The organism is Fictibacillus marinisediminis (genome assembly GCF_023149135.1).
GTDB classification, from domain to species: Bacteria; Bacillota; Bacilli; order Bacillales; family Fictibacillaceae; genus Fictibacillus_C; species Fictibacillus_C marinisediminis.
Window position 1 is genome coordinate 2,732,263 of record NZ_JAIWJX010000002.1, and the last position, 23,998, is coordinate 2,756,260.

Annotated in this window: 31 protein-coding genes, 1 pseudogene and 1 riboswitch; of the genes and pseudogenes, 9 read left to right on the forward strand and 23 right to left on the reverse strand. The window is 40.3% G+C overall.

Going from position 1 to position 23,998, the window contains the following annotated elements; genetic code table 11:
• Positions 1-357: 357 nt before the first annotated feature.
• Entirely contained in the window at positions 358-2,253 is a 1,896-nt protein-coding gene (locus LCY76_RS14600) for a PhoX family protein (protein ID WP_248253224.1), read from the reverse strand.
• Between the two features lie 254 nt (positions 2,254-2,507).
• On the opposite strand from LCY76_RS14600, the gene LCY76_RS14605 reads away from it, so the two are divergent.
• Entirely contained in the window at positions 2,508-2,651 is a 144-nt protein-coding gene (locus tag LCY76_RS14605) for a hypothetical protein (RefSeq protein ID WP_248253225.1), read from the forward strand.
• Positions 2,652-2,704: 53 nt separating this feature from the next.
• On the opposite strand, the gene LCY76_RS14610 is transcribed toward LCY76_RS14605, so the two are convergent.
• The 8 genes and pseudogenes from LCY76_RS14610 to LCY76_RS14645 form a co-directional block, all read right to left on the reverse strand.
• On the reverse strand, positions 2,705-3,028 hold the full coding sequence (locus LCY76_RS14610) for a polysaccharide deacetylase family protein (protein WP_248253226.1): 324 nt from the start codon (positions 3,026-3,028) through the stop codon (positions 2,705-2,707).
• Between the two features lie 232 nt (positions 3,029-3,260).
• A complete protein-coding gene (locus LCY76_RS14615) occupies positions 3,261-4,382 on the reverse strand; it encodes a GerAB/ArcD/ProY family transporter (RefSeq protein WP_248253227.1) in 1,122 nt (373 codons plus the stop codon).
• Between the two features lie 58 nt (positions 4,383-4,440).
• Positions 4,441-5,535: a GerAB/ArcD/ProY family transporter gene (locus LCY76_RS14620; RefSeq protein ID WP_248253228.1), complete on the reverse strand. Its 1,095-nt coding sequence runs from the start codon at positions 5,533-5,535 to the stop codon at positions 4,441-4,443.
• Positions 5,520-5,708 carry a hypothetical protein gene (locus LCY76_RS14625; RefSeq protein ID WP_248253229.1) on the reverse strand — a complete coding sequence of 63 codons (189 nt, stop codon included), beginning with the start codon at positions 5,706-5,708 and terminating at the stop codon, positions 5,520-5,522. The genes LCY76_RS14620 and LCY76_RS14625 overlap by 16 nt, the downstream gene beginning before the upstream one ends.
• 38 nt (positions 5,709-5,746) lie before the next feature.
• The gene (locus LCY76_RS14630) at positions 5,747-5,980 is read right to left on the reverse strand and encodes a hypothetical protein (protein ID WP_248253230.1); all 234 of its coding nucleotides are present in this window, start codon (positions 5,978-5,980) and stop codon (positions 5,747-5,749) included.
• Positions 5,977-7,179, reverse strand: coding sequence for a Ger(x)C family spore germination protein (locus tag LCY76_RS14635; protein WP_248253231.1), 1,203 nt, complete (start codon positions 7,177-7,179; stop codon positions 5,977-5,979). The genes LCY76_RS14630 and LCY76_RS14635 overlap by 4 nt, the downstream gene beginning before the upstream one ends.
• A gap of 33 nt (positions 7,180-7,212) precedes the next feature.
• Entirely contained in the window at positions 7,213-8,766 is a 1,554-nt protein-coding gene (locus LCY76_RS14640) for a spore germination protein (protein WP_248253232.1), read from the reverse strand.
• A gap of 345 nt (positions 8,767-9,111) precedes the next feature.
• Positions 9,112-9,270, reverse strand: a pseudogene (locus LCY76_RS14645) (8-amino-7-oxononanoate synthase); the annotation flags it as partial.
• A 150-nt stretch (positions 9,271-9,420) separates the two neighbouring features.
• Between LCY76_RS14645 and LCY76_RS14650 the strand changes: the two are divergent.
• Entirely contained in the window at positions 9,421-9,927 is a 507-nt protein-coding gene (locus tag LCY76_RS14650; RefSeq protein ID WP_248253233.1) for a DUF3189 family protein, read from the forward strand.
• A gap of 441 nt (positions 9,928-10,368) precedes the next feature.
• On the opposite strand, the gene LCY76_RS14655 is transcribed toward LCY76_RS14650, so the two are convergent.
• The 4 genes from LCY76_RS14655 to LCY76_RS14670 all read right to left on the reverse strand — a co-directional run bounded on the left by LCY76_RS14655 (position 10,369) and on the right by LCY76_RS14670 (position 11,763).
• On the reverse strand, positions 10,369-10,749 hold the full coding sequence (locus LCY76_RS14655; protein ID WP_248253234.1) for an SRPBCC family protein: 381 nt from the start codon (positions 10,747-10,749) through the stop codon (positions 10,369-10,371).
• Positions 10,750-10,763: 14 nt separating this feature from the next.
• Positions 10,764-11,213: an SRPBCC family protein gene (locus LCY76_RS14660; protein WP_248253235.1), complete on the reverse strand. Its 450-nt coding sequence runs from the start codon at positions 11,211-11,213 to the stop codon at positions 10,764-10,766.
• Positions 11,206-11,520: an ArsR/SmtB family transcription factor gene (locus LCY76_RS14665; RefSeq protein ID WP_053357767.1), complete on the reverse strand. Its 315-nt coding sequence runs from the start codon at positions 11,518-11,520 to the stop codon at positions 11,206-11,208. Before LCY76_RS14665 ends, LCY76_RS14660 begins: the two co-directional genes overlap by 8 nt.
• Positions 11,521-11,631: 111 nt before the next feature.
• Positions 11,632-11,763, reverse strand: coding sequence for a DUF4023 domain-containing protein (locus LCY76_RS14670; RefSeq protein ID WP_082316190.1), 132 nt, complete (start codon positions 11,761-11,763; stop codon positions 11,632-11,634).
• Positions 11,764-12,061: 298 nt separating this feature from the next.
• On the opposite strand from LCY76_RS14670, the gene LCY76_RS14675 reads away from it, so the two are divergent.
• A complete protein-coding gene (locus LCY76_RS14675) occupies positions 12,062-12,835 on the forward strand; it encodes an alpha/beta fold hydrolase (protein WP_248253236.1) in 774 nt (257 codons plus the stop codon).
• A 100-nt stretch (positions 12,836-12,935) separates the two neighbouring features.
• Here LCY76_RS14675 and LCY76_RS14680 read toward each other — a convergent pair whose 3' ends face one another.
• The gene (locus LCY76_RS14680) at positions 12,936-13,439 is read right to left on the reverse strand and encodes a YhcN/YlaJ family sporulation lipoprotein (protein ID WP_248253237.1); all 504 of its coding nucleotides are present in this window, start codon (positions 13,437-13,439) and stop codon (positions 12,936-12,938) included.
• 174 nt (positions 13,440-13,613) lie between these two features.
• Between LCY76_RS14680 and LCY76_RS14685 the strand changes: the two genes are divergently transcribed.
• Positions 13,614-13,796, forward strand: coding sequence for a hypothetical protein (locus tag LCY76_RS14685; RefSeq protein WP_248253238.1), 183 nt, complete (start codon positions 13,614-13,616; stop codon positions 13,794-13,796).
• A gap of 36 nt (positions 13,797-13,832) precedes the next feature.
• A complete protein-coding gene (locus LCY76_RS14690) occupies positions 13,833-13,979 on the forward strand; it encodes a hypothetical protein (protein ID WP_248253239.1) in 147 nt (48 codons plus the stop codon).
• Between the two features lie 234 nt (positions 13,980-14,213).
• Here LCY76_RS14690 and metC read toward each other — a convergent pair whose 3' ends face one another.
• Together metC and LCY76_RS14700 are read right to left on the reverse strand one after the other, a co-directional pair.
• A complete protein-coding gene (metC, locus tag LCY76_RS14695; RefSeq protein WP_248253240.1) occupies positions 14,214-15,392 on the reverse strand; it encodes a cystathionine beta-lyase in 1,179 nt (392 codons plus the stop codon).
• Entirely contained in the window at positions 15,385-16,503 is a 1,119-nt protein-coding gene (locus tag LCY76_RS14700; protein WP_248253241.1) for a methionine biosynthesis PLP-dependent protein, read from the reverse strand. Before LCY76_RS14700 ends, metC begins: the two co-directional genes overlap by 8 nt.
• Positions 16,504-16,577: 74 nt before the next feature.
• A riboswitch (SAM riboswitch) is annotated at positions 16,578-16,693 on the reverse strand.
• Between the two features lie 469 nt (positions 16,694-17,162).
• Here LCY76_RS14700 and LCY76_RS14705 point away from each other — a divergent pair.
• Positions 17,163-17,465, forward strand: coding sequence for a hypothetical protein (locus tag LCY76_RS14705; protein WP_248253242.1), 303 nt, complete (start codon positions 17,163-17,165; stop codon positions 17,463-17,465).
• A gap of 446 nt (positions 17,466-17,911) precedes the next feature.
• Here the strand turns inward: LCY76_RS14705 and LCY76_RS14710 are convergent, their stop codons facing one another.
• Entirely contained in the window at positions 17,912-18,349 is a 438-nt protein-coding gene (locus tag LCY76_RS14710; RefSeq protein WP_248253243.1) for a carboxymuconolactone decarboxylase family protein, read from the reverse strand.
• Positions 18,350-18,576: 227 nt separating this feature from the next.
• Entirely contained in the window at positions 18,577-18,780 is a 204-nt protein-coding gene (locus LCY76_RS14715; RefSeq protein WP_062234282.1) for a CsbD family protein, read from the reverse strand.
• A 156-nt stretch (positions 18,781-18,936) separates the two neighbouring features.
• Between LCY76_RS14715 and LCY76_RS14720 the strand changes: the two genes are divergently transcribed.
• Together LCY76_RS14720 and LCY76_RS14725 are read left to right on the forward strand one after the other, a co-directional pair.
• Positions 18,937-19,503 carry a LemA family protein gene (locus LCY76_RS14720; RefSeq protein ID WP_248253244.1) on the forward strand — a complete coding sequence of 189 codons (567 nt, stop codon included), beginning with the start codon at positions 18,937-18,939 and terminating at the stop codon, positions 19,501-19,503.
• On the forward strand, positions 19,503-20,225 hold the full coding sequence (locus tag LCY76_RS14725; protein ID WP_419714951.1) for a TPM domain-containing protein: 723 nt from the start codon (positions 19,503-19,505) through the stop codon (positions 20,223-20,225). The genes LCY76_RS14720 and LCY76_RS14725 overlap by 1 nt, the downstream gene beginning before the upstream one ends.
• A 1-nt stretch (position 20,226) precedes the next feature.
• Here LCY76_RS14725 and LCY76_RS14730 read toward each other — a convergent pair whose 3' ends face one another.
• From LCY76_RS14730 to LCY76_RS14740, 3 genes are all read right to left on the reverse strand, one after another.
• Positions 20,227-20,397 (reverse strand): hypothetical protein, encoded by a 171-nt coding sequence (locus tag LCY76_RS14730; protein ID WP_248253245.1) that lies wholly within the window; start codon positions 20,395-20,397, stop codon positions 20,227-20,229.
• Between the two features lie 106 nt (positions 20,398-20,503).
• Complete coding sequence (locus LCY76_RS14735) at positions 20,504-20,653, reverse strand: YrzI family small protein (RefSeq protein WP_248253246.1); 150 nt, start codon at positions 20,651-20,653, stop codon at positions 20,504-20,506.
• Between the two features lie 130 nt (positions 20,654-20,783).
• Entirely contained in the window at positions 20,784-20,933 is a 150-nt protein-coding gene (locus LCY76_RS14740) for a hypothetical protein (protein ID WP_248253247.1), read from the reverse strand.
• Between the two features lie 593 nt (positions 20,934-21,526).
• Between LCY76_RS14740 and menA the strand changes: the two genes are divergently transcribed.
• Positions 21,527-22,417 carry a 1,4-dihydroxy-2-naphthoate octaprenyltransferase gene (gene menA / locus LCY76_RS14745; RefSeq protein WP_091004299.1) on the forward strand — a complete coding sequence of 297 codons (891 nt, stop codon included), beginning with the start codon at positions 21,527-21,529 and terminating at the stop codon, positions 22,415-22,417.
• A gap of 84 nt (positions 22,418-22,501) precedes the next feature.
• Here menA and LCY76_RS14750 read toward each other — a convergent pair whose 3' ends face one another.
• Both LCY76_RS14750 and LCY76_RS14755 read right to left on the reverse strand, forming a co-directional pair.
• Entirely contained in the window at positions 22,502-22,738 is a 237-nt protein-coding gene (locus LCY76_RS14750; protein WP_248253248.1) for a YrhC family protein, read from the reverse strand.
• 126 nt (positions 22,739-22,864) lie between these two features.
• Positions 22,865-23,998 carry a bifunctional cystathionine gamma-lyase/homocysteine desulfhydrase gene (locus LCY76_RS14755; RefSeq protein WP_248253249.1) on the reverse strand — a complete coding sequence of 378 codons (1,134 nt, stop codon included), beginning with the start codon at positions 23,996-23,998 and terminating at the stop codon, positions 22,865-22,867.

Here is a 23,998-nt window from a genome sequence, read left to right on the forward strand (position 1 = left end):
TTCTGAAGTGATTTAAACTTTTTTCAAAAAGCTCTTTTCTAAAAGATTGTTGCTTTTGGGTCATTTTTTAAACAGCCTTCATTGACAAGTTGATTGGAGTGTAAGGTGCGAGACTCCTGCGGGAGAAGCGGGACAGGTGAGCCCCGCGGAAAAGCGAGCATCCTGAAACGGAAATCAACCACTCCTAAGAGCAACAAAGGTTACGAAAACAGCCTTTCAAAAAGAGCAAAAATTTACAACGGTTTGTATAAAAGTGTGTGTTTTCTCTTAACGCACAAAAGCCCTTAGAGCATGGTTAGCAGCTATGCGAACCTAAACTCAAGGGCCTTTGGCGGTCGTTATTCAGTACAAATTCAGTTATTTTGATAGTGGGTTTGGTGAAGGCAATCCAGACAGATAGCCAACTCCACCAGTCTCCATGATGCCAATGGTTCTTTTCATTTCTTCTTCTAATTTGGCTTTGTCGACTGCAGTAATTTGTTTTCCATCAAGGTCTTCACCTGGATGTTGAAAGTTACTTAAGATATAACGGGAATCCTCAACATCGGCATCCGCTCTTAAGCCTGTTGCTTCTGCTCCAGCCGGAACGGAAAGAATTCTTGATAGTTTTTTGGTTTTAACATTATACGCCCATACAAAGTTATTCGTGTGATGCGAGCTGTCTTCACCGATGAATAACGTATTTAAATCGTCTGAGAAGCTGATATTGTCAGGACCAGCTACTTTATTTGGATCTGCTGTATTACCATAGGCATCAGGTTTCGGCAAGTCCTGTCCTACGACTAGTCCTTTCATGGCTGATGGAACATAATCGCTATCGATGTCATTTTGCGAACCGCTTAAATCCAACTGATAGGTGACACCTGATTTACGTTCAGGAAGTTGAATATCGTCTCGGATACTGCCTTCCTCTTTTTTCATGCTTCCCTCTACATAAGACATTGCCACATATGCTTTTTTATCTTTTTTATTGACGGCGATGCCTTCCATTTTATTAAATTCGGAGGTTGCGCCCAGCAATGCCCCATATCTGCGAGACTCTAGGAAAGCAGCGGCTTTTTCCATTCCAGGTTTGACTTTAAGGTACTCGACATTTTTGCTTGCTGCTGTTTTGACCGCCTTATAACCATCAGTCGGTTCGGAAGCAGTATCAAAAATATCACTGAACTTAGTACCCTTATCAATGATCGATTTCACTTCTTTATCGGATGCATGACCAAGCTTTATCCATTTTAAATCGCCTGCTCCGCCATTTTCAGAGCTTGTTTGATCAAATTTGGCTGCATAGAGTGTCCCGGCAGAAAAATCTTTTTCTTCATCTGCTACATACATAAACATCATCGTGTTTCCGCCATCATCACCAAATAAGGCCGTTTTGTTGTCAGGTAAAACCTGCATGACTTCATGAGAAAATCTTCCTGTGCTGTAGTGTTTTACAGCCGATGCATTGCCGGAAGAGTCAACGGAAATTTCTGGAATCCATCCATAAAAGTATGGGTTTGCTTTAGATTTATCCCCAAAGTAATAATTAGCAAAGTTTGAAACATCTTTATGTGCTTGTGAGGTTGGATTCGTTTCAAAAGCGCGTGCGTCTGGTTCATATTCTTCTGAACCAAGATGAGTGCCCCACGGTGACGTAGAACCATTACAAGGAATCCATAGACCATTTACATTAGAAAAATCGATTTTTTTGGCATTATTAACAGTTAGCTCGCCATTGTCCTGATTTCGATCAACCTGAGTAAGGGTCATGGATGCCGGTAATCCAGAAATTTTGTTTCCGGCATTGTCCTGTGAATCGTACTCATAATGAGAAACAATAAAAGATTTTCCACCGGCATGAAGGAGGCTATTGGAGTCAGGAGCATCAGATACAAAATTGGATGGTTGATCTGGAACACTTCTGTCTACAATTGGATTGCCTTTCGCATCAATAGGAGTACCCGCAGCAATCATTTCGCCTTTATTTTCTACAATTTTGTCTTTTGATAAAAAGAGCGAATGATAGTTTAGTGGTTTTTCTTTGACACTGCCATCTTTGTAAGTAATTTTCATGGTTGCTTCTGTGTAATTCTTCACCATATTTTCAATCGTGCTTGGAGCTTTCATTGAATTAAACTCAACACTTTGAACCGGTTTAAGGTTGTCAAGTGGTGACGTTTGATCATTGCTGGCAGCCGAGGCGATTGCGGGAAATGCACTGGATGCCATAATAGCCAAAGACAGGCCTAAAGTTACTGGTTTTTTCCTCATATTTAATACCCCCTTGTGGATTTAACTATTTCATTAAAACATTTGATTGTTAATATGAAATAAAAGAAACCGCTTCATTGTGAAGAAATTACTAATATCAGGCAACATTCCGATAACATCTCGTAATTTGGAAAGTTGAACCTTATATCAATGGATACATAATCTTCAAAACAGAAGGAGGAAAAAATGTCCGCTTAAAAGCAATTAATGATCTTAGACTTATTGATAATGATATTAAAAGATAGTTTTTGATCATGATGAAACACCGGTCAAAGACCGACTTTGCCATTGCTTTATCTCTCCACCAGTCTAAGCGTGCGGAAGTAGTAAAGGACTATATCGTTACGATAAAGAAGGAATCAATTTCGGGCAGCCAAAGGAAAATGCGGATCATGTAAAATTACTCTTTTGCAATCAACAAAAAAGTGCTAGATAACAACTAATTTGTTATCTAGCATGCAAAAATGTAATGAGAAAAAAGGAAGGAACCAATCTCCTTCCTAATAAACGCAGTTCCCGGAATGTAAGTGAACCAGCACAACCCTGAATTCGGCCTTAAAGGCCTAAGTTCAGGGGATATTTCTTTGCTCTCTCCAACCACAAATAAAGTAGCTTTAACCCCTTTTTCTCTTAAGATTTTTAAATCTTGCGGAGTATAACGGTTAACCGGTTCGTCATCAAAAGTAAGGGTAATTTGCTTCTTACTTGTATTACCCATAAAATAATCTTCCTCTAAGATCTGTGTTTCCTTTTTTGTCCTTTCTATTTTGCTCATAATGAATACCTTCTTGTTTTTTGACAAGGAATGACACTACTAAAAAGACCCTGTCTCGGGTTAGTAACCTACATCTCCCTCTTTAACAAACCTAGTTTCCATATGAGCCAATACTGAAGTGAACACTTGTCCATTTATCTTATGACGGATAAAAACACGTTTTTGTATGAGCTGGTCCAAACTGTCATTGCCTCCGCTTTGTCTTATTACTGGTGTTGTATGTAATTTTTCTTTAATGTGCGGATTGGTTCGGAATTTGCTCCTTGATGCGTTTTTTCTTCCTAACCATCACAATAAGCAGTAACAATGCAGGGATCAAAGTCATCAGCAAGGTCCCATAAAAAGGATAAATGATTACGAGGAATTGGTTAAGTATGTTAAAGTTAGGGGCTACCCAATGACAGCCAAGCACAGTCAATAGAAAGCCAAATGGAAATACGATTGGTCTGTAGTCCGAAAGTTTTAACCATTGGGCCGCTCCTAGTACGAGTGCATAATAGAATAATGATATTTTGATAAATATCCCAGTAATCCATATTGCAATTGTGAATGATTCAAGGTGCTCGAAGAAAGTTGCAATAGTAATGAATCGAATAGCGGTAAACAACGGATAGGCATAACCACTTGCCGTTCCTCCAAATAGGAAAACAGATAACATATTGGTAATCGTTAAGTTAACCATAATTGTAACCACCAAGATCGTACTCCATTTCATTCCTTTATCACGATCGGATAAAAAGGGAAAAAGCATAGAGATGAGGAAAGTTTGCCCAAACCATACCTGTGGTGCAGCTGCCCCCATGATCGATGGCACCATACCATGCTCCATAATCGGTAACATATTCTTTGGGTCAAAATCCTTCAAGAGGAGTAAGGCTACAATCAGCGGCAGAAGGAGAAAAACCGGAACGAACAAGCCAGCAGCTCTTCCAAGCACTTCTATACCGCCGCGCACAGCAAATGCACAGACCAAAACCATTCCTCCAATAATTACAAATGGCGGTGTTGTTTGCAAAAAGGAAACACTTACAAACGTTGAATATTCTCTTAATATAATGCTGCCAGAATGGAGAAGAAAGAACAAATAGACAAATCCCAGTATCTTTCCCAAAAACCTGCCGATAATATGTTCGCTGTATTGAATGATGGATTCCTTGGGATAGAGCTTATGTAACTGATACAGGATAAACACTGTAAAAAAGCCATTAATAGACCCTAAAATAGGAGAGATCCACATATCACGCTCCGCATACTTACCGGTAATGCCTGGAATGGTGAGAAGAGCAGTTGCTGTTATTGTTGGGTACATAATAAGTGCCATTTGAAATGCCGAAATTTTACCTTTTTCAATCATTGTTTTACCTCATTACATTTTTCATTTAGTATTTCCACAAAATCTCATTAGAAGACACTTACTGGGCTCTATACCTTTTACGAATTTTCGCTATAACCAATAAAATAAACGGGATTACCATCTGGAGGGGAATATGTAAATATAGGGGGACCTTCTTCAGTCCAATTTCTACATGTTCCATATATGAATTGGCAATGATAAGTGACAATGGAACTACAATGGCACCAAACAGAACAACCAGCGAACGGCGGCTTTCCATTTTAAACAACTCAGCAGCTCCGATTGCTGCACCATATAAATACGACCCTACTTTAAAAAAACCGCCTATGATCATCGTTATAATCACAACTGCATCAATTCGTTCGATGAAATTTCCTACAGATGCTAACTTTACCACCGTAAGCAACGGATATATTCTTTCGCTTAACCATCTAGGTCCTATGACAGAAATAACGTTGATCATATTAACAGTCAAAAGAATTCCTGCAACAAGAACAACCATCATTCCTAATTTTTTCACTTTCCTGGAATCATGTAACATCGGCCAAAACATCATAAACAGCACCATTTCTCCGAACGGAAACGTGACAACAAGGGGAAATGCAGCCTTCCATACCGTTCCAACTCCTGTTTCAAGTATAGGTGTGATTCGTGCGATATCAAAAATCTGGGAACTGTATACAATAATCCAACTTACTATCGCAACGAGAAGCAGAAAAGGCAAAAATATCTCCCCTGTACGACCGAACACTTCGATGCCACCGCTTAAGCAATAAACAATAACTGCCATAAAACAACCGATCACAACAAGCATCGGGGTTTTGGGCAAAAAAGTCCCACCTACAAGTTCACCAAAATCTCTCGCCACTCGTGAGGCTAGATAAATAAAATAAAGAATATAGATCACATTCAATGGGTAGCCAATAAATCTGCCCACAATTTTTGGAATCATTTGGGTAAGTGTATATCCTGGGTAGTGTTCAAATAATTTTGTATACACCCACATTAAAACTAGACCACAGAACATCCCGACTAGAATCACTAACCAGGCATCTTGTTTTGCTTCTGACCCTACACCATAAATAACAGTGCTACCTATTTCAAAACCCATCATGATATAAAAAAGTTGGATAAATCCTATCTTTTCCTGCATTGAATGATCGTCTCTTTCAGATAAATCTTAATCACTGTAAAAAATCCATAGAGAGTGACCAAAAACTTTACCAGCTTGTTAAGGCCTGAAACGTTGGGTACAGCCTTTGTGATGAAGGTTGTTGCTTTCATGAACATCATCTGAAAAGCAGTCATTCTCCCGTTTTCGATCATATTTTTTTCTCCTTCTAGTTAGCTCTTTTTCCATTATCCTACTTTTTCTCAAGCATCCTGCCTAATGGTTTGAAAAGCTTGTCGATCATTTGCGTAGGACCTGGTAAGTCCGGGAAGAAAAGAAGAAGGATGGCGAGCAGCCACCCCATTGCTGTTATGGTTACAAAAGCCGTTTTCTCCTTTTTCTGGTGTTGATCCATTTTTGGCCACTCATATAGAGTAAGAAGAACCACCAATATTGTTAACCCTATTACTGCCGCCATCCATTTCATTTCCTTTTTGTCTCTTCTTCCCTGAAGCCCGCCGGTGTGGTAGACAAACCAGGCCGGCTTATACGCATGGTAATATCTGTATTCACGTCCACTTGAGGAAGGACCTTATCCCAATGATCTTTTTCTTTTTCCCATTCTTTAGGGTATTTGCGGTGAAACGCTTCTGCAAAACCGAACACGTCGACTTTCATTCCTTTCTGAACTTGGTCTAAGGACAGATTAATGCGGTGTTTGAGGTCTTTTTTTGCTTCATTTTCAATCCGTTTTACAAAATTGAGACTCATCGGGTCAAGATTGGTTCCATTTTCTACAATTGTATTTTCTGAAGTGATTTTGGCCGTGATTCCCCACTTTCCGTCCTTGATTTTAGGGATCAGCCTCGTCTTTTGCCGAATAGGATCCAATGATAGGGTTTCTCTTCTCTTCGGATATACTGTAATCGACAACACTTTGATTTCATTTCTTAACCACAACAACCCTCTTGTTACCTTTGCATCAATTTTACCGACCATTTTATCTTTCCTAAAAATAGCAGTACCGGCGATATAAGCCGATGTTTCTGCTTTTTCTTCCCCATGAATACGGGGTAAAATCTTAATCAAGGGCAGGATTGCCCCACCTCCATCACCTGTTAACATCTCTTCAAATTCGTTAACGGTAACCGCTGCACCAGTACGCATCTGAGATAACCTTCTGAGAGCTTCTCCCTCGTAACGATCTAGTGGCGGCATTAATTCCATAATATCGGCTGCCTTCCCATCACTGACAAACAAATGAGCATTTTCCCGAGGCTCTGGATGACGAAGTAAAAAATCAATCTCCTGGTCAAGTCCTCCTTTTTTAGCAAGCTTCCTGCCAATTATGAATACTTTACAGTGTCCCCAGAAGATTTGACGTGAAATTTTTGTCTGAAGCTTTGACGTGGCATCTGCCATATTTTCTCCAACCGCCGATCTCACCGAAATGATGGATCCCCCGCCCCCTGTTCCCTGCTGACCACTGATTACGTTACGAGGTTGCAAAGTTTGGATGGTAAGCTCAATATTATTGCCTTTGCTTTTATCGATGGCAGCTCCCAATACCAGTGCCATATCATTGACTTCTTTTCTGTCCCAGCAGCCAGTAAGCAGGAAACTAGATGAAAGAAGGAGAAGAATGGTGAACGATATTATGAATTTTCGAGATAGAAAGAGATTCATCCTTTTTCATATCCTTCCCTTGAAGCCCTTACTCTATTGTTGTTCTTTACTTGGATTCGGTTTTTCCCCGGGAGTCTGTCGGTAGCTATTGAATTTGCCAGTTAAATGCGGCCGGTTGTTCATCATCCACCATGGAGCACGAAAGAGCGTATCTTTCAATTCACGGCCATGCAACGGGGCGATTGGCGATAAGTATGGAAGCCCAAATGAACGCAATGTACATAAGTGGACGACAATCGTAATAACCCCAAGCATAATTCCAAGCAAACCAAGCGTAGCGGCAAGAAAAATCAACGGAAACCGCAGCAGCCGGAGCGCCATCCCTTGTGTATAGTGCGGCATCATAAAAGATGAAATTCCTGTAATAGCCACAACAATAACCATTGGGGCAGAAACAAGACCTGCTGAGACAGCCGCTTCACCTATTACCAGAGCACCAACAATACTGACAGCAGCCCCAATTTGTTTAGGAAGCCGGACCCCCGCCTCACGCAACGCTTCAAAAGTAATCTCCAACAGTAATGCTTCCACAAACACTGGGAAGGGAACGGATTCTCTTGCAGCTGCTATACTGATCAGCAAGGATGTCGGCACCATTTCCTGGTGGTAGGTAGTAACCCCTACATAGAGCGCAGGTAGAACAAGAGACATCCCCATAAACAAGAAACGCAATAAGCGGATGCTTGAACTAACGAGAGAACGTTGGTAATAGTCCTCTGGCGATTGGAGTAAAGAAAAAAAGCTAATGGGTGCAATTAACACAAAAGGAGTACCGTCCACCAAAATCACTACCCGACCCTCCATAAGATTAGCTGCGGCTGTATCAGGGCGTTCTGTATTTATGAGTTGAGGAAAAGGAGAACGAGGATTGTCTTCGATCAATTCCTCGATATATCCACTTTCCAATACACTGTCTATATCGATGCGATGCAATCGGTTTTCTATTTCATTAATGAGAGTTTGATCCGCCAGTCCTTCTATGTATGCAATCACAATATTCGTACTGGTATAGCGCCCAATTTTCATCGATTTCATTTTGAGGTCAGGACTTTTGATCTTTCGTCGGAGCAGGGAGGTATTGACTCCCAATGTTTCCACAAACCCTTCCCTTGGTCCCCGTACGAGGCTCTCTGCAGTCGGTTCTTCAATCGATCTCTTTTCCCACTTGGCCAGCCCCAAGGCAAGCCCTGACTCTTCTTGTTCTAATAAAAGCACAGGGTTTCCGATTGAAATATTCTCTATACAATCAGCAAACGTCATAACTTCTTTCAGTTTTGATATGTGCATTCTTTCCCCTAGCGCCGCCTGCGGACTTCGAACTTTTCCTGATGCTTCTTCCATTAGCGGGGCGATTACATTATCATCAAGTTCCTCAATATTGGATAAGCCCTCTATATAAACAATAACGGCCTTTGTTTTTCCACCTATCAAAAACGTTCGAAAGACCACATCAAAGCAATCCTGATACATGGAGCGAAGAACCTCTAGATTTTCATTCAAGTCTAAAGAAAGAACTTGTTGCTTCGTTACCTGCTGTTGTTGCGTATTAAGTTTGTCTTTCTTTTTAAACCTTTTTCGTCGAAACAACTTCAAGAGCTCCTTCCTCTTATTGCAAAAGCAAATTGGAATATCTTCTTAAAACCTATCTTATCCAATGGAAAACTTCTCCAACCTTCTAACAATCATGTTGTTTTTATTTTAATATGTCCATGAGGAGAGCTGAATATCTGCTTTTTCAACCCGTTGTTCATCGTGGCGTCGCCAAAAGTCATTTGTGTGTTTTAAGTCAGTTTGAGACGAAACTAATATTAGTCATGAAAACATCCCACTTTTTTATGATGTAAGTCCATCACTGATTTGTTGTTGAGCCATTGTATAAAAAACAGACCGCCTCAATTAAAGCCACAGGGTTTGCGGACTTTTGAGGCAGCCTTAACAACTTAATGAAATCATGTTTAACTCTTTTCCAATTATGTTAAATGAATCTAACAAGTAATTTATTTCTATAAAACTATGCTCAGAGGTGACAGTCAACCGTATACGACTTTCTCCTATTGCTACAGTTGGCGGGCGAATAGCTGGTGCGTATATAGCAAATAGCCCCTGACTAAATTGAAACATTAATAAATCCGCTTGTTCTACCTTTCTAAACATACTGCCACTGTAATTACTAAGTATGATTTCTTTATGTATAGCTAAAAATAAAGATATATCAAGTCGTTACTAATGATGGAGGAAATCATGATTTATATTTATAATGACTATGGTGGAACGCATACTACTGCTTTAGCTGCTGCCTATCATTTAAAAGAATTACAAAGTAACAAACCTCTTACAACCGAAGATATCTTAAGCGTCAGATATTTTAATAAACTTAATACATCAGACATGGGTAAAATTATTTTTCATGGTTTTGATGAAGACGGAGATTCCGTTTATACAATTGGTCGAGGAAATTCGAAAGTTTTAGTTCCAAGCCTCAAAAATTTAAGCTTACTGTTAAAAGAAAAATTTGATAGTAATGAAAGGATTATTTTTTCGAATACATCGCCAACCGTACCATTTGCCATGACTATTGGAGGCTTATTATCTAGAAGGCTAAAAATCGATTCATTGGGTGTTCCCTTATTAGTAAAAGGTGCCAAGCAGACTCAGGGTGAAATTATAAGATTAGTTCATCATACGAAAGAAAAGGCTCATTCCACTCAAGAAAAGGTACTGGTGTTAGAAAACACCCATATTCAGTAATAGTTTTTTATTTAATAAAGTGTAATTTCTTTTAGGTTAATCCAAATAAAGCTTTTTTTGAATAGTATATTTAAAATAAAATATGTCCAATTTTCAAATCCACCTTAAAAAGAGGGTGGTCTTGTTTTTATGTACCTAGAATACTGCATAATTACTTCCAACTTCAGTTTCTACCTTTTTTTACTAATCTGCCTTTTTTAACTCAATAAGAAAAGCTGCCTAAAATGGCAGCTGGAACTTTAAGCAATGCACCTGCTTGTTGGATAAAAAACAAGTGAATTTCTAGGTTTCTTCTTTTTCAAATCATTTCTGGTTTCCATAATATTAGGTACGGTAAAGCCTTTCGAAATCATCTTTGTGCTACTAAGATAGCAAAACATCTATTCTTGAAAAAAAAGAGAGAGATATGGAGTTCTCCCTCTTTTTCTACTTCTTATTCACTTACATATTTTTTAATGGTTTCCAGTAATTCTCTTCCCATCCTTGCTTCAAGTGCTCCCCTTGTCCTTCAGGAAAACCGATATGACTAAAGTATAATAAAGTATTTTCTCCTTCTGAAAACAATTCGAAATTCACTATTGAATAAACTCCTGAATCCCAGTTTCCTGCACGCCATGCTTGTACAATTCGTTTATTAGGAATGAGCTCAATCATTCTTCCGGCAATCATTCCACCGAAACAGGAAAAAGATCCTCCTTCTTCAGAATAAATTTCTGCAGGTGCACCAGTTAAATCGCTGAACTTCTTGGAATCCGTTAGTGCTTGATATAGTCTTTCTGGAGTGGTGTTAAATTTGATTTTTTCTTGAATAGTTGTAGACATAATTATTCCTCCCTTTATTCACCTTGTACTGACCAGGGATCTGCTCCGAGATCATTTCCTTCTCCTAAATGTTTGATACGGTCAATATAATGAGTCCATCCCTTTTGATTAGTGGGTACTTTTTCAACAGGGATGTCATAATGATTTAATATTAAAAGAGTACCCTGATATTGTGGCTTCAACAAAAATTCAACCGTCGTTGATCCGGGGGGCATTACCTCAGAATCTTCCCATCCCCAAGTAAGTACTACCTTTTCATTTGGAATGAGCTCTTTGTACTCACCAATAGCGACGTTTTCACCGTTTATGTCAATCCGGTACTTCCCTCCGATTTTTGGCTCCAGCAATACATGTCTTCCCATCCACCGGTTCATTTTGTCGGGATCTGTAAAAAAAGTGAATAACGTACTGGGACTACAATCAATCCAAATTTCTTTCCTAAGATTTTCGGTAGGCTTACTCATGTTTTCTCCTTTCTTCCTCTTCAGCTGCTTCCTTCAAGGCGAACAGGCTATTGTCCCAGAACTGATCTACGAATTCTTTTAAATCTGCGAAACCTTCCCTTCTAATTCGATAATAGCGTTTAGTTCCTGATTTGCGGACAACCACCATGCCTGAGTCATGCAGCACTTTCAAATGCTGAGATATTGCAGGCGCTGATAACTCAAAGTGTGCAGCAATGTCACTAGAAGCCAACTCTCGACCTCTCAATACATCTAATATGGCACGACGTGTAGGTACGGATAATGAATGAATCGCTTTTTCAATCATAGATATAATTTAGCATCCACTTAATTAAGTGTCAACTTAAATATCATATTTAAAAAAGAAAGACCGTCTAGAGATGGTCTTTCTTTTCTATAAAATAAATGTACCCAAAGGCTACTTGTTCGTGCCGTGTTGCTTATTTGGCAGCTTGGTCCCTGGATTACCTTTGCCTTGATGCTTTTTATTTTTTTCTGCTTTTTCCTGGTTTTCGTGCAATTTTTCTACAAAATCACTTGTGTTTTCCACTGATACACAGCCCCTCTCTTATTTTTCCTTTGTTACTTTATCCATTTGGAAGTAAAATTACTCATACTTCTTTCAATACATTTTCGACACTGAAAAAATTCCAACAAATATCAAGGTTTTTTTAACTTTCAAAACTGTTAATTTAATCACCACGTACCTGTGCAAATATAAGTTCATCTGTCTAATATGAAGGGTTAGTCCTGATCATTTCAAATTCGGCAATTTTAGATTTTGATGAATAATTCAACAAGCTTAGCAGACTTTATGAATAGAATTTCAAGCTGAGGTGAATTATATCTTGCCATTACTGGATGTTGGAGACGTTAAACTGTACTATACTGTTCAAGGAGAAGGGATTCCCATTGTTTTTATTCATCCTCCCGTACTTACTTCCTTAAATTTTACATATCAGGCAGAGGGGTTATCCACAAAGTATAAGATTATTACTTTTGATATTAGAGGTCATGGAAGAAGCCAGTATTCAAAACGGCCGCTGACCTATCCACTCATTGCTGATGATATTATCAGCCTGTTGGATCATCTTGAAATTAAAAAAGCATTTATTTGCGGTTACTCGACGGGTGGCTCTATCGTTTTGGAGTATTTGCTAACTAATTCGAGCCGGGCGCTTGGGGGAATAATTATTGGGGGGATTTCTGAAGTAAAGGACAAACAGCTTAAGGATAAGATTTCTGCAGGAGTCAAGCTCGCGGAAATAGGTGCTGTCCCCGTTTTGGCTTTGTCCACTTCTTGGACCAATTCGATTACAAAAGAGATGTTTATACAGATGTTTCAAGTTGGCCGGAGAGGATCTTCTCACAATATCAAGGAGTATTACAATTCTAGTTTGCACTATAATTGCACCAAGCAACTGATAAACATTAATCTGCCCATTCTGTTGGTCTATGGTAAAAAAGATAAACCCTTTCACATTTATGCTAAGCTCCTTCATGAAAATTTGCCTTTTAATGAGCTAAAGTTCATTCCCAAAGTCAAACACCAGATCCCCACAAAAGCAGCGGATGAACTAAATCGGCTTATTGTACAGTTTGTTGAGAAGTATACAGAATGAATAAAGCTATTCAAATAATGCCTTATTGCCAGCCATAAAAAAATGAGGAAAGAGTGATCTGCACTTTTTCCTCATTTTTTAGTTCGAGCTTTTAGAAAACTTATCTTTGTGTTGGGAATAATCTGCGCACCATCTCGCTGAATTGTTCAAAGAACCCTTTGACAGGTTTTCCGGCCTGAACATCATTCACGTACTTTTGAACACGGTCCACAAAGTCAGGGTTGGTGGACACAAATACGTCCTTAATATCAGGATCTGTGCTTTTTACTCTGTCTGCTATTTTTTTCTCGGTTTCCTTTGTCAGCTTGCCGTTTGCTCCATCCTCCAAAACAGCTGCCACATAGGCATTATTACCGGTAACGATGACGTTCGCCCTACGTACTTCCGGAAGCTGGACAACTTGATCAGCTGCCTCATCTGCAACATCCAGTCGGTTGTCTTGGTTATTATTATCACCTATATTTTCATCAGTACTGATATTCCTCATATTTCTGTTCTGATTATCCATTCCCTGCTTATTATCTCGGTTATTCATACAGGCTGTTAAAACAGCTACCATGAAAACGATCACCAAAAATTGAATAAGATTTCGTTTTTTATTCATATGTTCTCTCCTTTCTTTTATCGTTATCTTTTGGAATTTCCCCCGGATTATGCATGAAAAGAGATTTTTTCGATGTATTATTCATTGGTAATAATCAACTTAATTTATTCAGTCAGTTTTAGACAAAATAAAATGGTTCAGAAATGGACTAAAATCTAAAATGGGGTGATGTAGATGAAAACCAATATGAATACGATTTTACCAATTATCGCTTCGGTAGGAGTTGGTATTGCTGCGTATCAAATGATGAGTGGTAATGGCGGGAAAATGAAAAACATGATGCCGCTTGCTTCAAATATGATGGGATTGGGAACCGATATGCAGGGACAGAATCAACAACAGTCCAGTAATCAGTAGTGCTTTATTAAGCGGAAATTTAGGAGGGGATAAACGATGAAGTCTACACATGATACTCATGGTCGGATAAGAATTCTTGCCTCTGATCAGAAGCAAGAGGAACCAGAGAAAATAACCAGTAATGATACTTCAACTACTGGTTTAGTGAAAGCTGGGACGATTTCCAGTCTGAACGAAGATTAGTCGGCTATTAATACAAACGGACGAAAAATCAGGTCTAAGACATTTTTTGCCTGTCTGTTTACAAAATCTATATAGGACAGCAAATCAGTTTTTCCGCAAACACTGATTTGCTGTCCCTCTTTATAAACAAAACGATGAGGCATATTTCAAAAAAAGAGCCACTTTTTATGGCTCGTGAGAAACATGGGCTCTTATGCCCCATTGCTCTGTAGACAATCAAAATCCGAAAACCTTCTATTTTGCGAGTGCCTGGATCGTGCTTTGCGCTAATGCAAACTCAAAATCAGCGATCAGGTCTTCAGGATCTTCAAGCCCTGCTGAAAAACGGAAAAGCGTATTCGTGATTCCTCTCTTCCTTCGTTCATGCTCTGGCATTGCCGCATGTGACATTTTTGCCGGGTAAGAGAGAATGGACTCCACCGCTCCAAGGCTGACCGCCAATACCGGAATCTGAAGGTGCGAAGTGAATGGCCTGACCAGCTGTTCGCTCTCCAGCTCGAATGAAAAAACAGCTCCGGGACCTTCTGCTTGCTGGCGCTGCAATTGATAGCCGGAATGCTCTTTCAGCCCCGGGTAATGTACCTTTTTAACAAGAGGATGATGATTTAAGTAATCAGCGAGTTTACCAGCTGCCTCTGAGGAATGGCGAAGCCGGACGTACAGGGTTTTCAATCCGCGCATGAGAAGCCAGGCATCCTGTACCCCCAGCACTGCGCCAAAGGAATTCTGGAGAAAGTAGAGGCGGTCCGCCAGTTCTTCATCCTTTACGGCCGCGAGTCCGGCAACCAAATCACTGTGGCCGGCAAGAAATTTCGTGGCACTGTGAAGCACAACGTCTGCTCCTAACGATAAAGGCTGCTGAAGTGCTGGCGTTAAGAACGTGTTATCCACAAACGTCAGAGCGCCTTGTTCTTTTGCAAGCTCGCTGACGGCTTGAATATCCGTAACCTTCAAAAGCGGATTGGATGGTGTTTCGATATAAAAAGCTTTTGTATTGGTGCGAATGGCTTTCTCAACTGCATCCAGATCAGTCATGTCTACAAAAGTATGGGTAATCCCCAGCCTTGTGAGCACTTCCGTAACCATTCGGAAAGTGCCGCCGTAAACATCTTCTGAAATAACCACATGATCCCCCTGTGAAAGGAGCAGAAAAGCAGTCGAGATCGCGGCCATTCCTGAAGAGAACGCGAATCCCCGGCAGCCTCCCTCCAGGTTAGAGATCTGTTCCTCCAACGCTTCTCTAGTCGGATTGGCTGACCGGCTGTAGTCATATTTTCCGAAATGGTCGAGATCCTCCTGATGAAACGTTGATGAAAGATGCATTGGTACACTTACCGCACCGGTTATTGGATCCGTCTTATGCTTATGATGCAGCAATTTGGTTTGAAAGTTATAACAGGAATAGTCACTCATGGGGGATTGCCTCCTTCTGAACGATTTGGAGTGCTTGCGATAAGTCATCTATCAGGTCCTTTTCATCCTCAATTCCAACAGACAGCCTCACGAGACGATTGCACACACCTCGCTTGATGCGAATGTCATCCGGAATATCGGCATGTGTCTGAGTAGCCGGATAGGTGACGAAGCTTTCGACGCCTCCCAGGCTTTCCGCAAATGTGATCAGTGAAACAGCCTTCAGAAAGCCAGGCACCCACTCTTCTTTACGAAGGCGAAAGGAGATCATTCCTCCTCTTCCCGGATAAAGCACATCAGCAATGGCTTCATGTTCTTGGAGAAATCCAACAACCGCCTTTGCGTTTTCTTCATGCTTTTTCATCCTTAATGCCAAGGTTTTCATGCCTCTCATCAACAGCCAGGCATCAAACGGACTTAGCACAGCTCCCGAGGCATTATGATAATAGGACAGCTCTTCACAAAGTTTTTTTCCTTTGGCAGCGACAAGCCCTGCGAGTACATCGTTGTGACCGCCCAAATACTTGGTTGCACTGTGAATGACGATATCTGCTCCAAGCTCGATCGGCTTTTGCAGCAAAGGTGTATAGAACGTATTGTCAACAATGACCAAGAGATCATGTTCCCTTCCGATAGCCGTAATGGCTTGTATATCACAGGTTTCCATTAAGGGATTTGTCGGAGTTTCAAGAAATATCGCTTTTGTCTTAGCTGTGATCGCCTGCTCGATTTCAAGTGTATTGGCCGTATCTACGTATTTACAGGACAGACCCCATTTTTTGTAGCCTTCTTCCAATAACCGATAGGTCCCGCCGTATAAATCGCTCGATACGATCCATTCATCCCCCGCTTGAAAAAGGGAAAGGATCGTGGCGATCGCGGACATTCCTGAACTGCACGCAAAGCCCTGGTCTGCTCCTTCGAGATCCGCTATTGCCTGTTCCAGCAGCTGACGTGTCGGATTGCCGGTGCGTATATAATCATATCCGCTTGATTCTCCTATTCCGGTATGGCGATAAGCCGTGGAAAAATAGACGGGCGGATTTACTGATCCTGTACGGTCTTCACTTCGGTTGCCGATCTGGGCAAGCTTTGTTTCCGTTTTATACATGGAGATCCTCCTAATAAATAAAATAAAAAAAGCCTTCTAAGAAGAAGACTTTTGAAAAATATCAATTGTCGTTCCTCTTATCTTTCAAGTTCATTAACGAACTTGATGGACTTAGCACCTTTTCAGCCATCTGCGGCTGAAGGTTGCTGAGGTGTCATCGGGCCATTCCCTCTACCTCTCTTGATAAGAAAACAAATCACGTATCAAATTGTACTTTATACTCTACAATAATATTCTGAATGTTTCAATAGGTATTTCAAAAAACATGCTTTTTTAAAATTTCAATTAACCTTTGTTACATTACCAGCTGTATTGGTAAGGTACTCGAAAGTTAAGATTCGGGACGTACTTTAGTAAAAGGGCTAACTCTTCTGATAAACGATGAGTTAGCTTTTTTCTTTTTTTGTTTTCTCAATCAGCCCCTACCTTTATTACATTTTCACCTGATGATTTTAGTCCTGTATTTAAAGAGGTTTTCAGAGAACATTGGTTCCATTTACCATATTCGCAGGCAAATAGTCGGTTTAACGCGCAAAATTAAGCAATTAATAGCTTTTAACCTAAATCTCCTGAGTAAAATTGAAACGTTTTTATCAGTTTAAAAAAATATCAGGCATGGTAATATTTATTAAAAACTACTAATTAAGGGAGTCTGACAGTTGATAGTTGAAACAGATAAATACTATATGCCTGGTAAAAATCGTGTCATTTTGCTGCCTGCCGTTTGGAGAGAGGAATTTAACATAACAGAAAATGACCTCCTGACTGTATGTAAAAAAGACGACTTAATCATCATTCAGGCCAATACCATAAACGAAGTAAAGGGAGCCAAATATATAAAGATTAATAAAAAAGGAGTGATAACCATTCCGAAATCTATAGATGAACAGCTGGATATTCGATTACATCAACTGTTCATTAATTCAAAATACTGTTCCTTTTTTATTGCACCTGTAAAATAGAATAGCCTTTTTTCTTCGTTTTGAATGAAAGCGAAGAAAATGAAACATGCTATCACCAAATTCATAAATTTGGTGATAGCATGTTGGCCTCTTATCTTCTTTATATGGTTCTGCCTTGGTTGGCAGGTGTATTTCTTTTAAATAAGTACTGTAAACTCGTGTTATTGGTCGCCCCCTTCACACTAGTAAAAAGAATGATTTACTTCTGATCTTTCTTTTCTCAATCGGAACAACTGGATTAGAGTATCTATCCCTGCTTAATCACCAGCTTGTATACCATAATGGGTGGACAGTTTACTGGACATTTTGTTCCTATTTTATTACTTATTTCTTGGTTTATGCCTATTACAGGATCGTCAATAAACCTGTCACGCTCCAATAAAAATGGAGATACGTAAGCTACCTTCCGTATCTCCATTTGCATTTTAATAGCTAATGAATCTGATCTATTCCGGCATTAACCTTGTTGAAACTCCAATGCGGTTCCATGCATTGATGGTTACGATTTGCATGATGATTTCCGCTATTTGTTTTTCCTCAAAATGTTCCGCTACTTCCCTATATACTTCATCTGGAACATGGGAGTCAGCTACGAGTGTGATCGATTCTGTCAGCGCAAGCACTGCTCGTTCTTCAGGAGAAAAGAACGGAGTCTCCCGCCAGCCATTCAAAGCATAGATACGCTGTTCGGTCTCCCCCATTTTACGTGCATCTTTCGTATGCATATCAATACAATAGGCACAGCCGTTGACTTGGGAGGCACGTATTTTGATTAATTCTTTAAGCTTTTTATCCAAACTCGTTGAAATGACGTATTTTTCAAGGTTCAACATTGCCTCATAACCTCCTGGATTGACCTTTCCCATTAAAAATCTTGTTTCCATGCTCAATTCCTCCTTAATTTGCAATCACTAATAAGACAATTAACTCCCTCGTTTTGTGACAAAAATTAAAGAGTAATTAAAATTTATTCATACATCAAGCAGGGAGTAGTTGAAATGGCGGTGCAAAACAATATTGCCGGTTTCGTGACTTGGTTCCGTCAACATTGGGATATTTAATCAAAAAACAAGGCCACTCCCTTTCGGAGCTGGCCTTGTTTCACTTTTACTTAATCTCTTTTATTATCAAATAAGCTGTTTACTGTATCTGTTGCTTTTTCTTTGGCATCGCCATAACCTTCACGGATGTTTCCTTTTGCTTTGTCTTTGTTGCCTTCTGCTTCTGTTCTTTCATCTCCAGTGAGCTTGCCTAGCTCTCTTTTTGCTTCACCTTTGGCCTGATCCATTTTCCCTTTTGTTTGATCTTCATTCATTTTCAATTCCTCCTTCACTTTTATCCGTCTACATAGGGTGTTTACCCTCTATTAAGCCATTTTAATCTTGTTAAGCCTCAGCCATATTTTCCGTTTTTAAATCATAAGATAGGGGAAAACTAAAAATTAATGTAAATTTGCTGAAGGAGTGTACATATGAAAAAAAGCTGGATATGGCCTGTAGTTATTGTAGGCGTTATCATCATTTGGTTTGTGGCAAGCTACAACGGTTTTGTCAACAAGGAAGAGGATGTTGATCAGTCCTACTCGCAGATTGAGACACAGCTGCAAAGACGTGTAGATTTGGTGCCTAACCTTGTAAATACCGTCAAAGGCTATGCTTCACATGAAAAGAAGGTCATAAAGGATATTTCCGATGCGCGTGCCCGCCTGGCCGGTGCCCAATCAACGCAGGAAAAGGCACAAGCCAATGACCAATTAACCGGCGCTTTGAGCAGGCTTCTTGTCATTCAGGAGCGGTACCCGAACCTTAAAGCTGATAAACAGTTTACTCAACTTATGGATGAACTTGCAGGCACCGAAAACCGGATCGCCGTTGCCAGAAGGGATTACAACCAGGAAGTGGCTTCCTATAATAAAAAAGTAAAACGATTTCCTGGAGCGTTAATTGCTGGGATAGGAGGATTTGATAAAAAAGAATACTTTAAGGCCAATGTCAACGCAAAAGAGCCGCCTAAAGTAGACTTTGGAGGAAACGGATAATGCTTTCCAAAAAATTCTCCCTCCTTTTGATGGTGTTTCTCTTTTTCACCATACTAACAGCCAGAGAACCGGGATCAGCAGCAAAGATACCTGCTCCAACGGGAGATATTTATGTTCAGGACCACGCGAACATCTTAAATGAGCAGCAAGAAGCAGAGCTGCTGTCATTGGGAAGACAGCTGGAAGATCAAACGACAGCACAGCTTGCTGTCCTGACCGTTAAGTCTATTGGAAGTGAACCCATTGAGAACTATGCGAATAAAGCCTATAGAACGTACGGGCTTGGCACGAAAAAAGCGGACAATGGCGTACTGCTCGTCGTTGCCATGTCACAGAAGAAAATCAGGATTGAAGTCGGATATGGTCTTGAGGGTGCTATTCCAGACGGCAAAGCTGGAAGGATTCTGGACGAAAATGCGATTCCCTATATGAAACAAGGGAAGCCAGATTCGGCTGTCACACAAACGTATCAGGCTCTTGCTAAAGAGATCAAACAAGAATACAAGGGACAGGATACCCCCCCTCCTAAAGAGAAGAAAAAAGATCCTTTCTCGTGGTTTTACATTCTTATCATCGTAGTGGTTATCTTTTTGGATGTGAAATTTTTTAATGGGTTTCTGACTTACATGATCCTCTCCATGATATCCAGAGGCGGTGGAGGTGGAAGGCGCGGTGGTGGAGGTGGGTCTTCCGGCGGTGGCGGGGCAGGAAGAGGCTGGTAAGTTATTCTTCTTCCAGCCACTTTTTCACGTGATCCTTTGGTTCCCAGCAGTTGAATTTATAGGAAGGCTGGGTTTCATATCCAAGCCTTGTACACTCATATTTCATCCCCTTCTCCGTTCTTGAAACCTTAAAATTGATGCAGGTGGCACAGCAATGAATATCTTTTTTCATGAACGTTCAACCCTTTTAACCCTTCTTTATGATTTATATCTTCATCATACAGCAAAAGCCCTGCCTCGCACTATAATTTGCGCAAGGCAGGGCTTTTTTCTATCTATTATCGAATGTAATTCGCGTCGATTGCTTTTGCATGAGCAGCATCGAACAAGTCATTGACATATTGCTGGTGCACATATTCTTTGTACGTCATTTCATTCTTGTTTAATGAAATGGTAATCGTAGCAAAGAAAAGGTTTAGTGTAAACATACAGGTTCCTCCTTTCCTTCCTGGTTATCCTTTCAGGTCGTATCTTTCTCCGTTATGATCCAATTGAGAAACGCCAGGTGTCTTTTTACCATCATATTTATCCCTCCATTAATTTTTATCGTGAAATTTACTAAAAGGTTAGGACCGTATTCACGACTTTATCGCGGCTGGCTTCGAACCTCTCATTCACCACTAGCTGATGTACAGCTTCTTGGTGTGTTCTGATTTTTCGTTTGAAAGAAACAGTAATTGTGCCAAAAAATAATTGTAGTGTAAACATAGTAAATCCTCCTTTAATTTTAAAATCAACAGGTCATATCCTTCTCCAAAGAGAACCAAGTCAACAAAGCAATACTAATCATCATTTTTCTCTCCTCCCACAAGTTGATATTTATAAAAAAGGCCGCAGTACAAGATCCCCTGCGGCCAACCCAAAAATGGGCACAAAAAAGCCACAGGCATCGTTCAGCCTGCGGCGCTTTTTTATCCAAATGAATTGTTAAAAAAGACTACTGTCCAACGGCCGAACATCGATTTGATTTATTCAGTTGTTTCAGAGTTGAAATTGTTTTACATTGCATCATGGTGTTCGACCTCCTTCAATAAATTCTGATTTTTCTTACATGGTAATTATAACCACATCATGGTAACTTGTAAACCTCTTTTTACCAAACAATTTATTTATATGCATCCCCCTTAGGAAAGATACCCGTTGTTTTGCGGAATTTCATAAAAAGAAAAACATTCCATACTTACCATCACAAATTTCATTTTTTGTATAAAACACAAGCATTATGTGTACCTTTTCACAAACATTTGTTTTATAATGGATATGCTTTATAATTTGTAATTCGTAAGATAGGGGGAACGATTATGATAAGCCCTAAGACAGTATTGGCTTCTACCCGGCCATTTTCATTGACGGCTTCTATCATACCAGTGCTTTTCGGTACCATTCTCGCCATGAAATGGACGGAGATCAACTGGGGAATCTTTTTATTAACACTCGCAGGCGCTATATTCATGCAGTGCGGGACGAACTTGGTGAACGACTACTTTGATTATAAGAAAGGTGCTGACCAGCCTGGCTCGCTCAGCCCGTCCGGAGTGATTGACCGTAAGGAAATGACACCTGTGCAAGTCCATATTACAGGACTCATCTTCTTTGCTTTAGGAAGTATTATCGGATTAATTTTGGCCAGTCTGACTGGCAGCTTTATTTTATATATCGGAATTCCTTCTCTGCTGATCGGGTACTTTTATACGGCTACCCGCTATGCGCTAGCCTACAATGGCTTTGGGGAATTTGCTTCTGGAACGACACTTGGAGTTTTGGCTGTTATTGGCTCCTACTACGTCCAGACGCTAACGGTTCACTGGGAAACGGTGCTTATTTCACTTCCAAATGCATTCTTGATCATGGCCATATTGCACGCCAATAACCTGAGGGACATCGATACGGATAAATTGATCAATAAGATTACGATTGCAGGATTAATCGGCAAAAAAGGAGCTCGAATCGAGTATTATATATTAATGCTTGGTACGTATATTATCCTGTTGCTGCTCGTAATTGCTTCATTGCTTCCTGCATGGAGCCTGATCGCCATCGTTTCTCTGCCGATTGCATTAAAAGCAGTAGGAATAGCAGCCCGCACCTGGGAGCCTAAAGAACTGAACAAAGCACTCGGACTTACAGCAATGCTTCATTTAGGCTTTGGCCTTCTGCTATGCATCGGTACATTCATTGGTATTTCAATATAAGATTTATAAGCTATAGTGCCTTGTTCTGGCGCTAAATCCAGATAAAAAAATCCGGCAGCCCATCATGGCTCCGGATTTTTTTATTTATTGTATCTCTTGTAAACGTTTCTTTAATCTCTTCGCTTGATAATACATAAGAGCAGTAAAACCAAGCCCTGCCATGGAAGTTGCTCCGCAGACAATCGCATCTGCTGTATCTTTCCCTGCAAAAGGAATCACAGTTCCTAAATAAAGAAACGAGCTTAATGATAAAAGGATAATCCCGTAGTGCTGATAATCCTGAATTTTAACTTTAATATCTTGAATAACTTTTGAATCCATTACTTAATCAGCCTCCTAACCTCTTATTTTACAATAACATATATCAGGCGGCTGCTGGCTACGTAATATTTGACAAATATATGAAAAAACTCCCGGTTCTATCTGCCGGGAGTTTTTTCTCTTATTTTATTGAAGCGCCTGCTTCAAATCTTCAATTAAGTCATCTGCATCTTCAATTCCGACTGAGATGCGGATTAATCCATCAGTGATGCCGAGTTCTGCTCTGCGGTCAGAAGGAATGGACGCATGCGTCATCTGAGCAGGAACAGAAATCAGGCTTTCTACTGCGCCAAGGCTTTCTGCTAAGGTAAAGTAATGTACCTTTTTCAAGACTTGGGCAGCTTTCTCGCCACTACCTACATCGAATGATACCATCCCGCCAAAACCACCTGCCTGCGCTTTTGCGATGCTATGCTGCGGATGGCTTTCAAGTCCAGGGTAATAAATTTTTTCAACGCTTGGATGATTGGACAGAAACTCTACAATTTTCTTCGTATTGGCCTCGTGGGCTTCCATACGAAGACCGAGCGTCTTAATACCTCTGATAAGGAGCCAAGAGTCCTGCGGCCCTAAGATCCCGCCTGTAGAATTCTGAACAAAGTGAAGATCCTCAGCCAGCTTATCATCGTTTACAACGACGATACCTGCCACGACATCACTATGTCCGCCAATATATTTAGTAGCCGAATGAAGAACAATATCAGCTCCTAATGTAATTGGTGTTTGCCAATACGGAGTGCTGAACGTATTGTCTACGATAAATAACAGGTTGTTTTCTTTCGCCACTTGGGAAGCTGCTTTTAAATCGGTTACTTTTAACAATGGGTTTGTCGGTGTTTCGACATATAGTGCTTTTGTATTCGGTTTGATCGCTTCTTTTACTGCATTTAGATCGGTTGTATCAACAAAAGTGGCTTCAATACCAATTCGGTTGAGGACTTTAGATACAACGCGGTATGTCCCGCCATATACATCATCCGTCAGGATCACATGGTCACCTGAACTGAACAGCATCATAACAGCTGTAATGGCTGCCATACCAGAACCGAAAGCGAAACCTCTTTTTCCTTCTTCAAGGTCTTTAACAAGCTCTTCTAGTGCAAAACGGGTCGGATTTCCTGTTCGGGAATATTCATATCCTTTATGAACACCCACTTCTTCTTGTTTGTAGGTGCTTACTTGGTAAATCGGAAACGATACGGCACCTGTAGCGGGATCACCCGGAATTCCGCCGTGTATCAATTTTGTTTTCCGTTTCAT

Bases quoted from the DNA above. Each gene is read 5' to 3' on its own strand.
- metC (WP_248253240.1), bottom strand. From the start codon at position 15,392: ATGAGTGACTATTCCTGTTATAACTTTCAAACCAAATTGCTGCATCAT.
- LCY76_RS14680 (WP_248253237.1), bottom strand. From the start codon at position 13,439: ATGAATAAAAAACGAAATCTTATTCAATTTTTGGTGATCGTTTTCATG.
- LCY76_RS14600 (WP_248253224.1), bottom strand. From the start codon at position 2,253: ATGAGGAAAAAACCAGTAACTTTAGGCCTGTCTTTGGCTATTATGGCA.
- LCY76_RS14685 (WP_248253238.1), top strand. From the start codon at position 13,614: ATGAAAACCAATATGAATACGATTTTACCAATTATCGCTTCGGTAGGA.
- LCY76_RS14725 (WP_419714951.1), top strand. From the start codon at position 19,503: ATGCTTTCCAAAAAATTCTCCCTCCTTTTGATGGTGTTTCTCTTTTTC.
- LCY76_RS14730 (WP_248253245.1), bottom strand. From the start codon at position 20,397: ATGAAAAAAGATATTCATTGCTGTGCCACCTGCATCAATTTTAAGGTT.
- LCY76_RS14750 (WP_248253248.1), bottom strand. From the start codon at position 22,738: ATGGATTCAAAAGTTATTCAAGATATTAAAGTTAAAATTCAGGATTAT.
- LCY76_RS14735 (WP_248253246.1), bottom strand. From the start codon at position 20,653: ATGTTTACACTAAACCTTTTCTTTGCTACGATTACCATTTCATTAAAC.
- LCY76_RS14710 (WP_248253243.1), bottom strand. From the start codon at position 18,349: ATGGAAACAAGATTTTTAATGGGAAAGGTCAATCCAGGAGGTTATGAG.
- LCY76_RS14660 (WP_248253235.1), bottom strand. From the start codon at position 11,213: ATGAGTAAGCCTACCGAAAATCTTAGGAAAGAAATTTGGATTGATTGT.
- menA (WP_091004299.1), top strand. From the start codon at position 21,527: ATGATAAGCCCTAAGACAGTATTGGCTTCTACCCGGCCATTTTCATTG.
- LCY76_RS14655 (WP_248253234.1), bottom strand. From the start codon at position 10,749: ATGTCTACAACTATTCAAGAAAAAATCAAATTTAACACCACTCCAGAA.
- LCY76_RS14665 (WP_053357767.1), bottom strand. From the start codon at position 11,520: ATGATTGAAAAAGCGATTCATTCATTATCCGTACCTACACGTCGTGCC.
- LCY76_RS14650 (WP_248253233.1), top strand. From the start codon at position 9,421: ATGATTTATATTTATAATGACTATGGTGGAACGCATACTACTGCTTTA.
- LCY76_RS14615 (WP_248253227.1), bottom strand. From the start codon at position 4,382: ATGATTGAAAAAGGTAAAATTTCGGCATTTCAAATGGCACTTATTATG.
- LCY76_RS14715 (WP_062234282.1), bottom strand. From the start codon at position 18,780: ATGAATGAAGATCAAACAAAAGGGAAAATGGATCAGGCCAAAGGTGAA.
- LCY76_RS14635 (WP_248253231.1), bottom strand. From the start codon at position 7,179: ATGAATCTCTTTCTATCTCGAAAATTCATAATATCGTTCACCATTCTT.
- LCY76_RS14605 (WP_248253225.1), top strand. From the start codon at position 2,508: ATGATGAAACACCGGTCAAAGACCGACTTTGCCATTGCTTTATCTCTC.
- LCY76_RS14740 (WP_248253247.1), bottom strand. From the start codon at position 20,933: ATGTTTACACTACAATTATTTTTTGGCACAATTACTGTTTCTTTCAAA.
- LCY76_RS14720 (WP_248253244.1), top strand. From the start codon at position 18,937: ATGAAAAAAAGCTGGATATGGCCTGTAGTTATTGTAGGCGTTATCATC.
- LCY76_RS14700 (WP_248253241.1), bottom strand. From the start codon at position 16,503: ATGTATAAAACGGAAACAAAGCTTGCCCAGATCGGCAACCGAAGTGAA.
- LCY76_RS14755 (WP_248253249.1), bottom strand. From the start codon at position 23,998: ATGAAACGGAAAACAAAATTGATACACGGCGGAATTCCGGGTGATCCC.
- LCY76_RS14630 (WP_248253230.1), bottom strand. From the start codon at position 5,980: ATGAAATGGATGGCGGCAGTAATAGGGTTAACAATATTGGTGGTTCTT.
- LCY76_RS14625 (WP_248253229.1), bottom strand. From the start codon at position 5,708: ATGATCGAAAACGGGAGAATGACTGCTTTTCAGATGATGTTCATGAAA.
- LCY76_RS14690 (WP_248253239.1), top strand. From the start codon at position 13,833: ATGAAGTCTACACATGATACTCATGGTCGGATAAGAATTCTTGCCTCT.
- LCY76_RS14610 (WP_248253226.1), bottom strand. From the start codon at position 3,028: ATGAGCAAAATAGAAAGGACAAAAAAGGAAACACAGATCTTAGAGGAA.
- LCY76_RS14620 (WP_248253228.1), bottom strand. From the start codon at position 5,535: ATGCAGGAAAAGATAGGATTTATCCAACTTTTTTATATCATGATGGGT.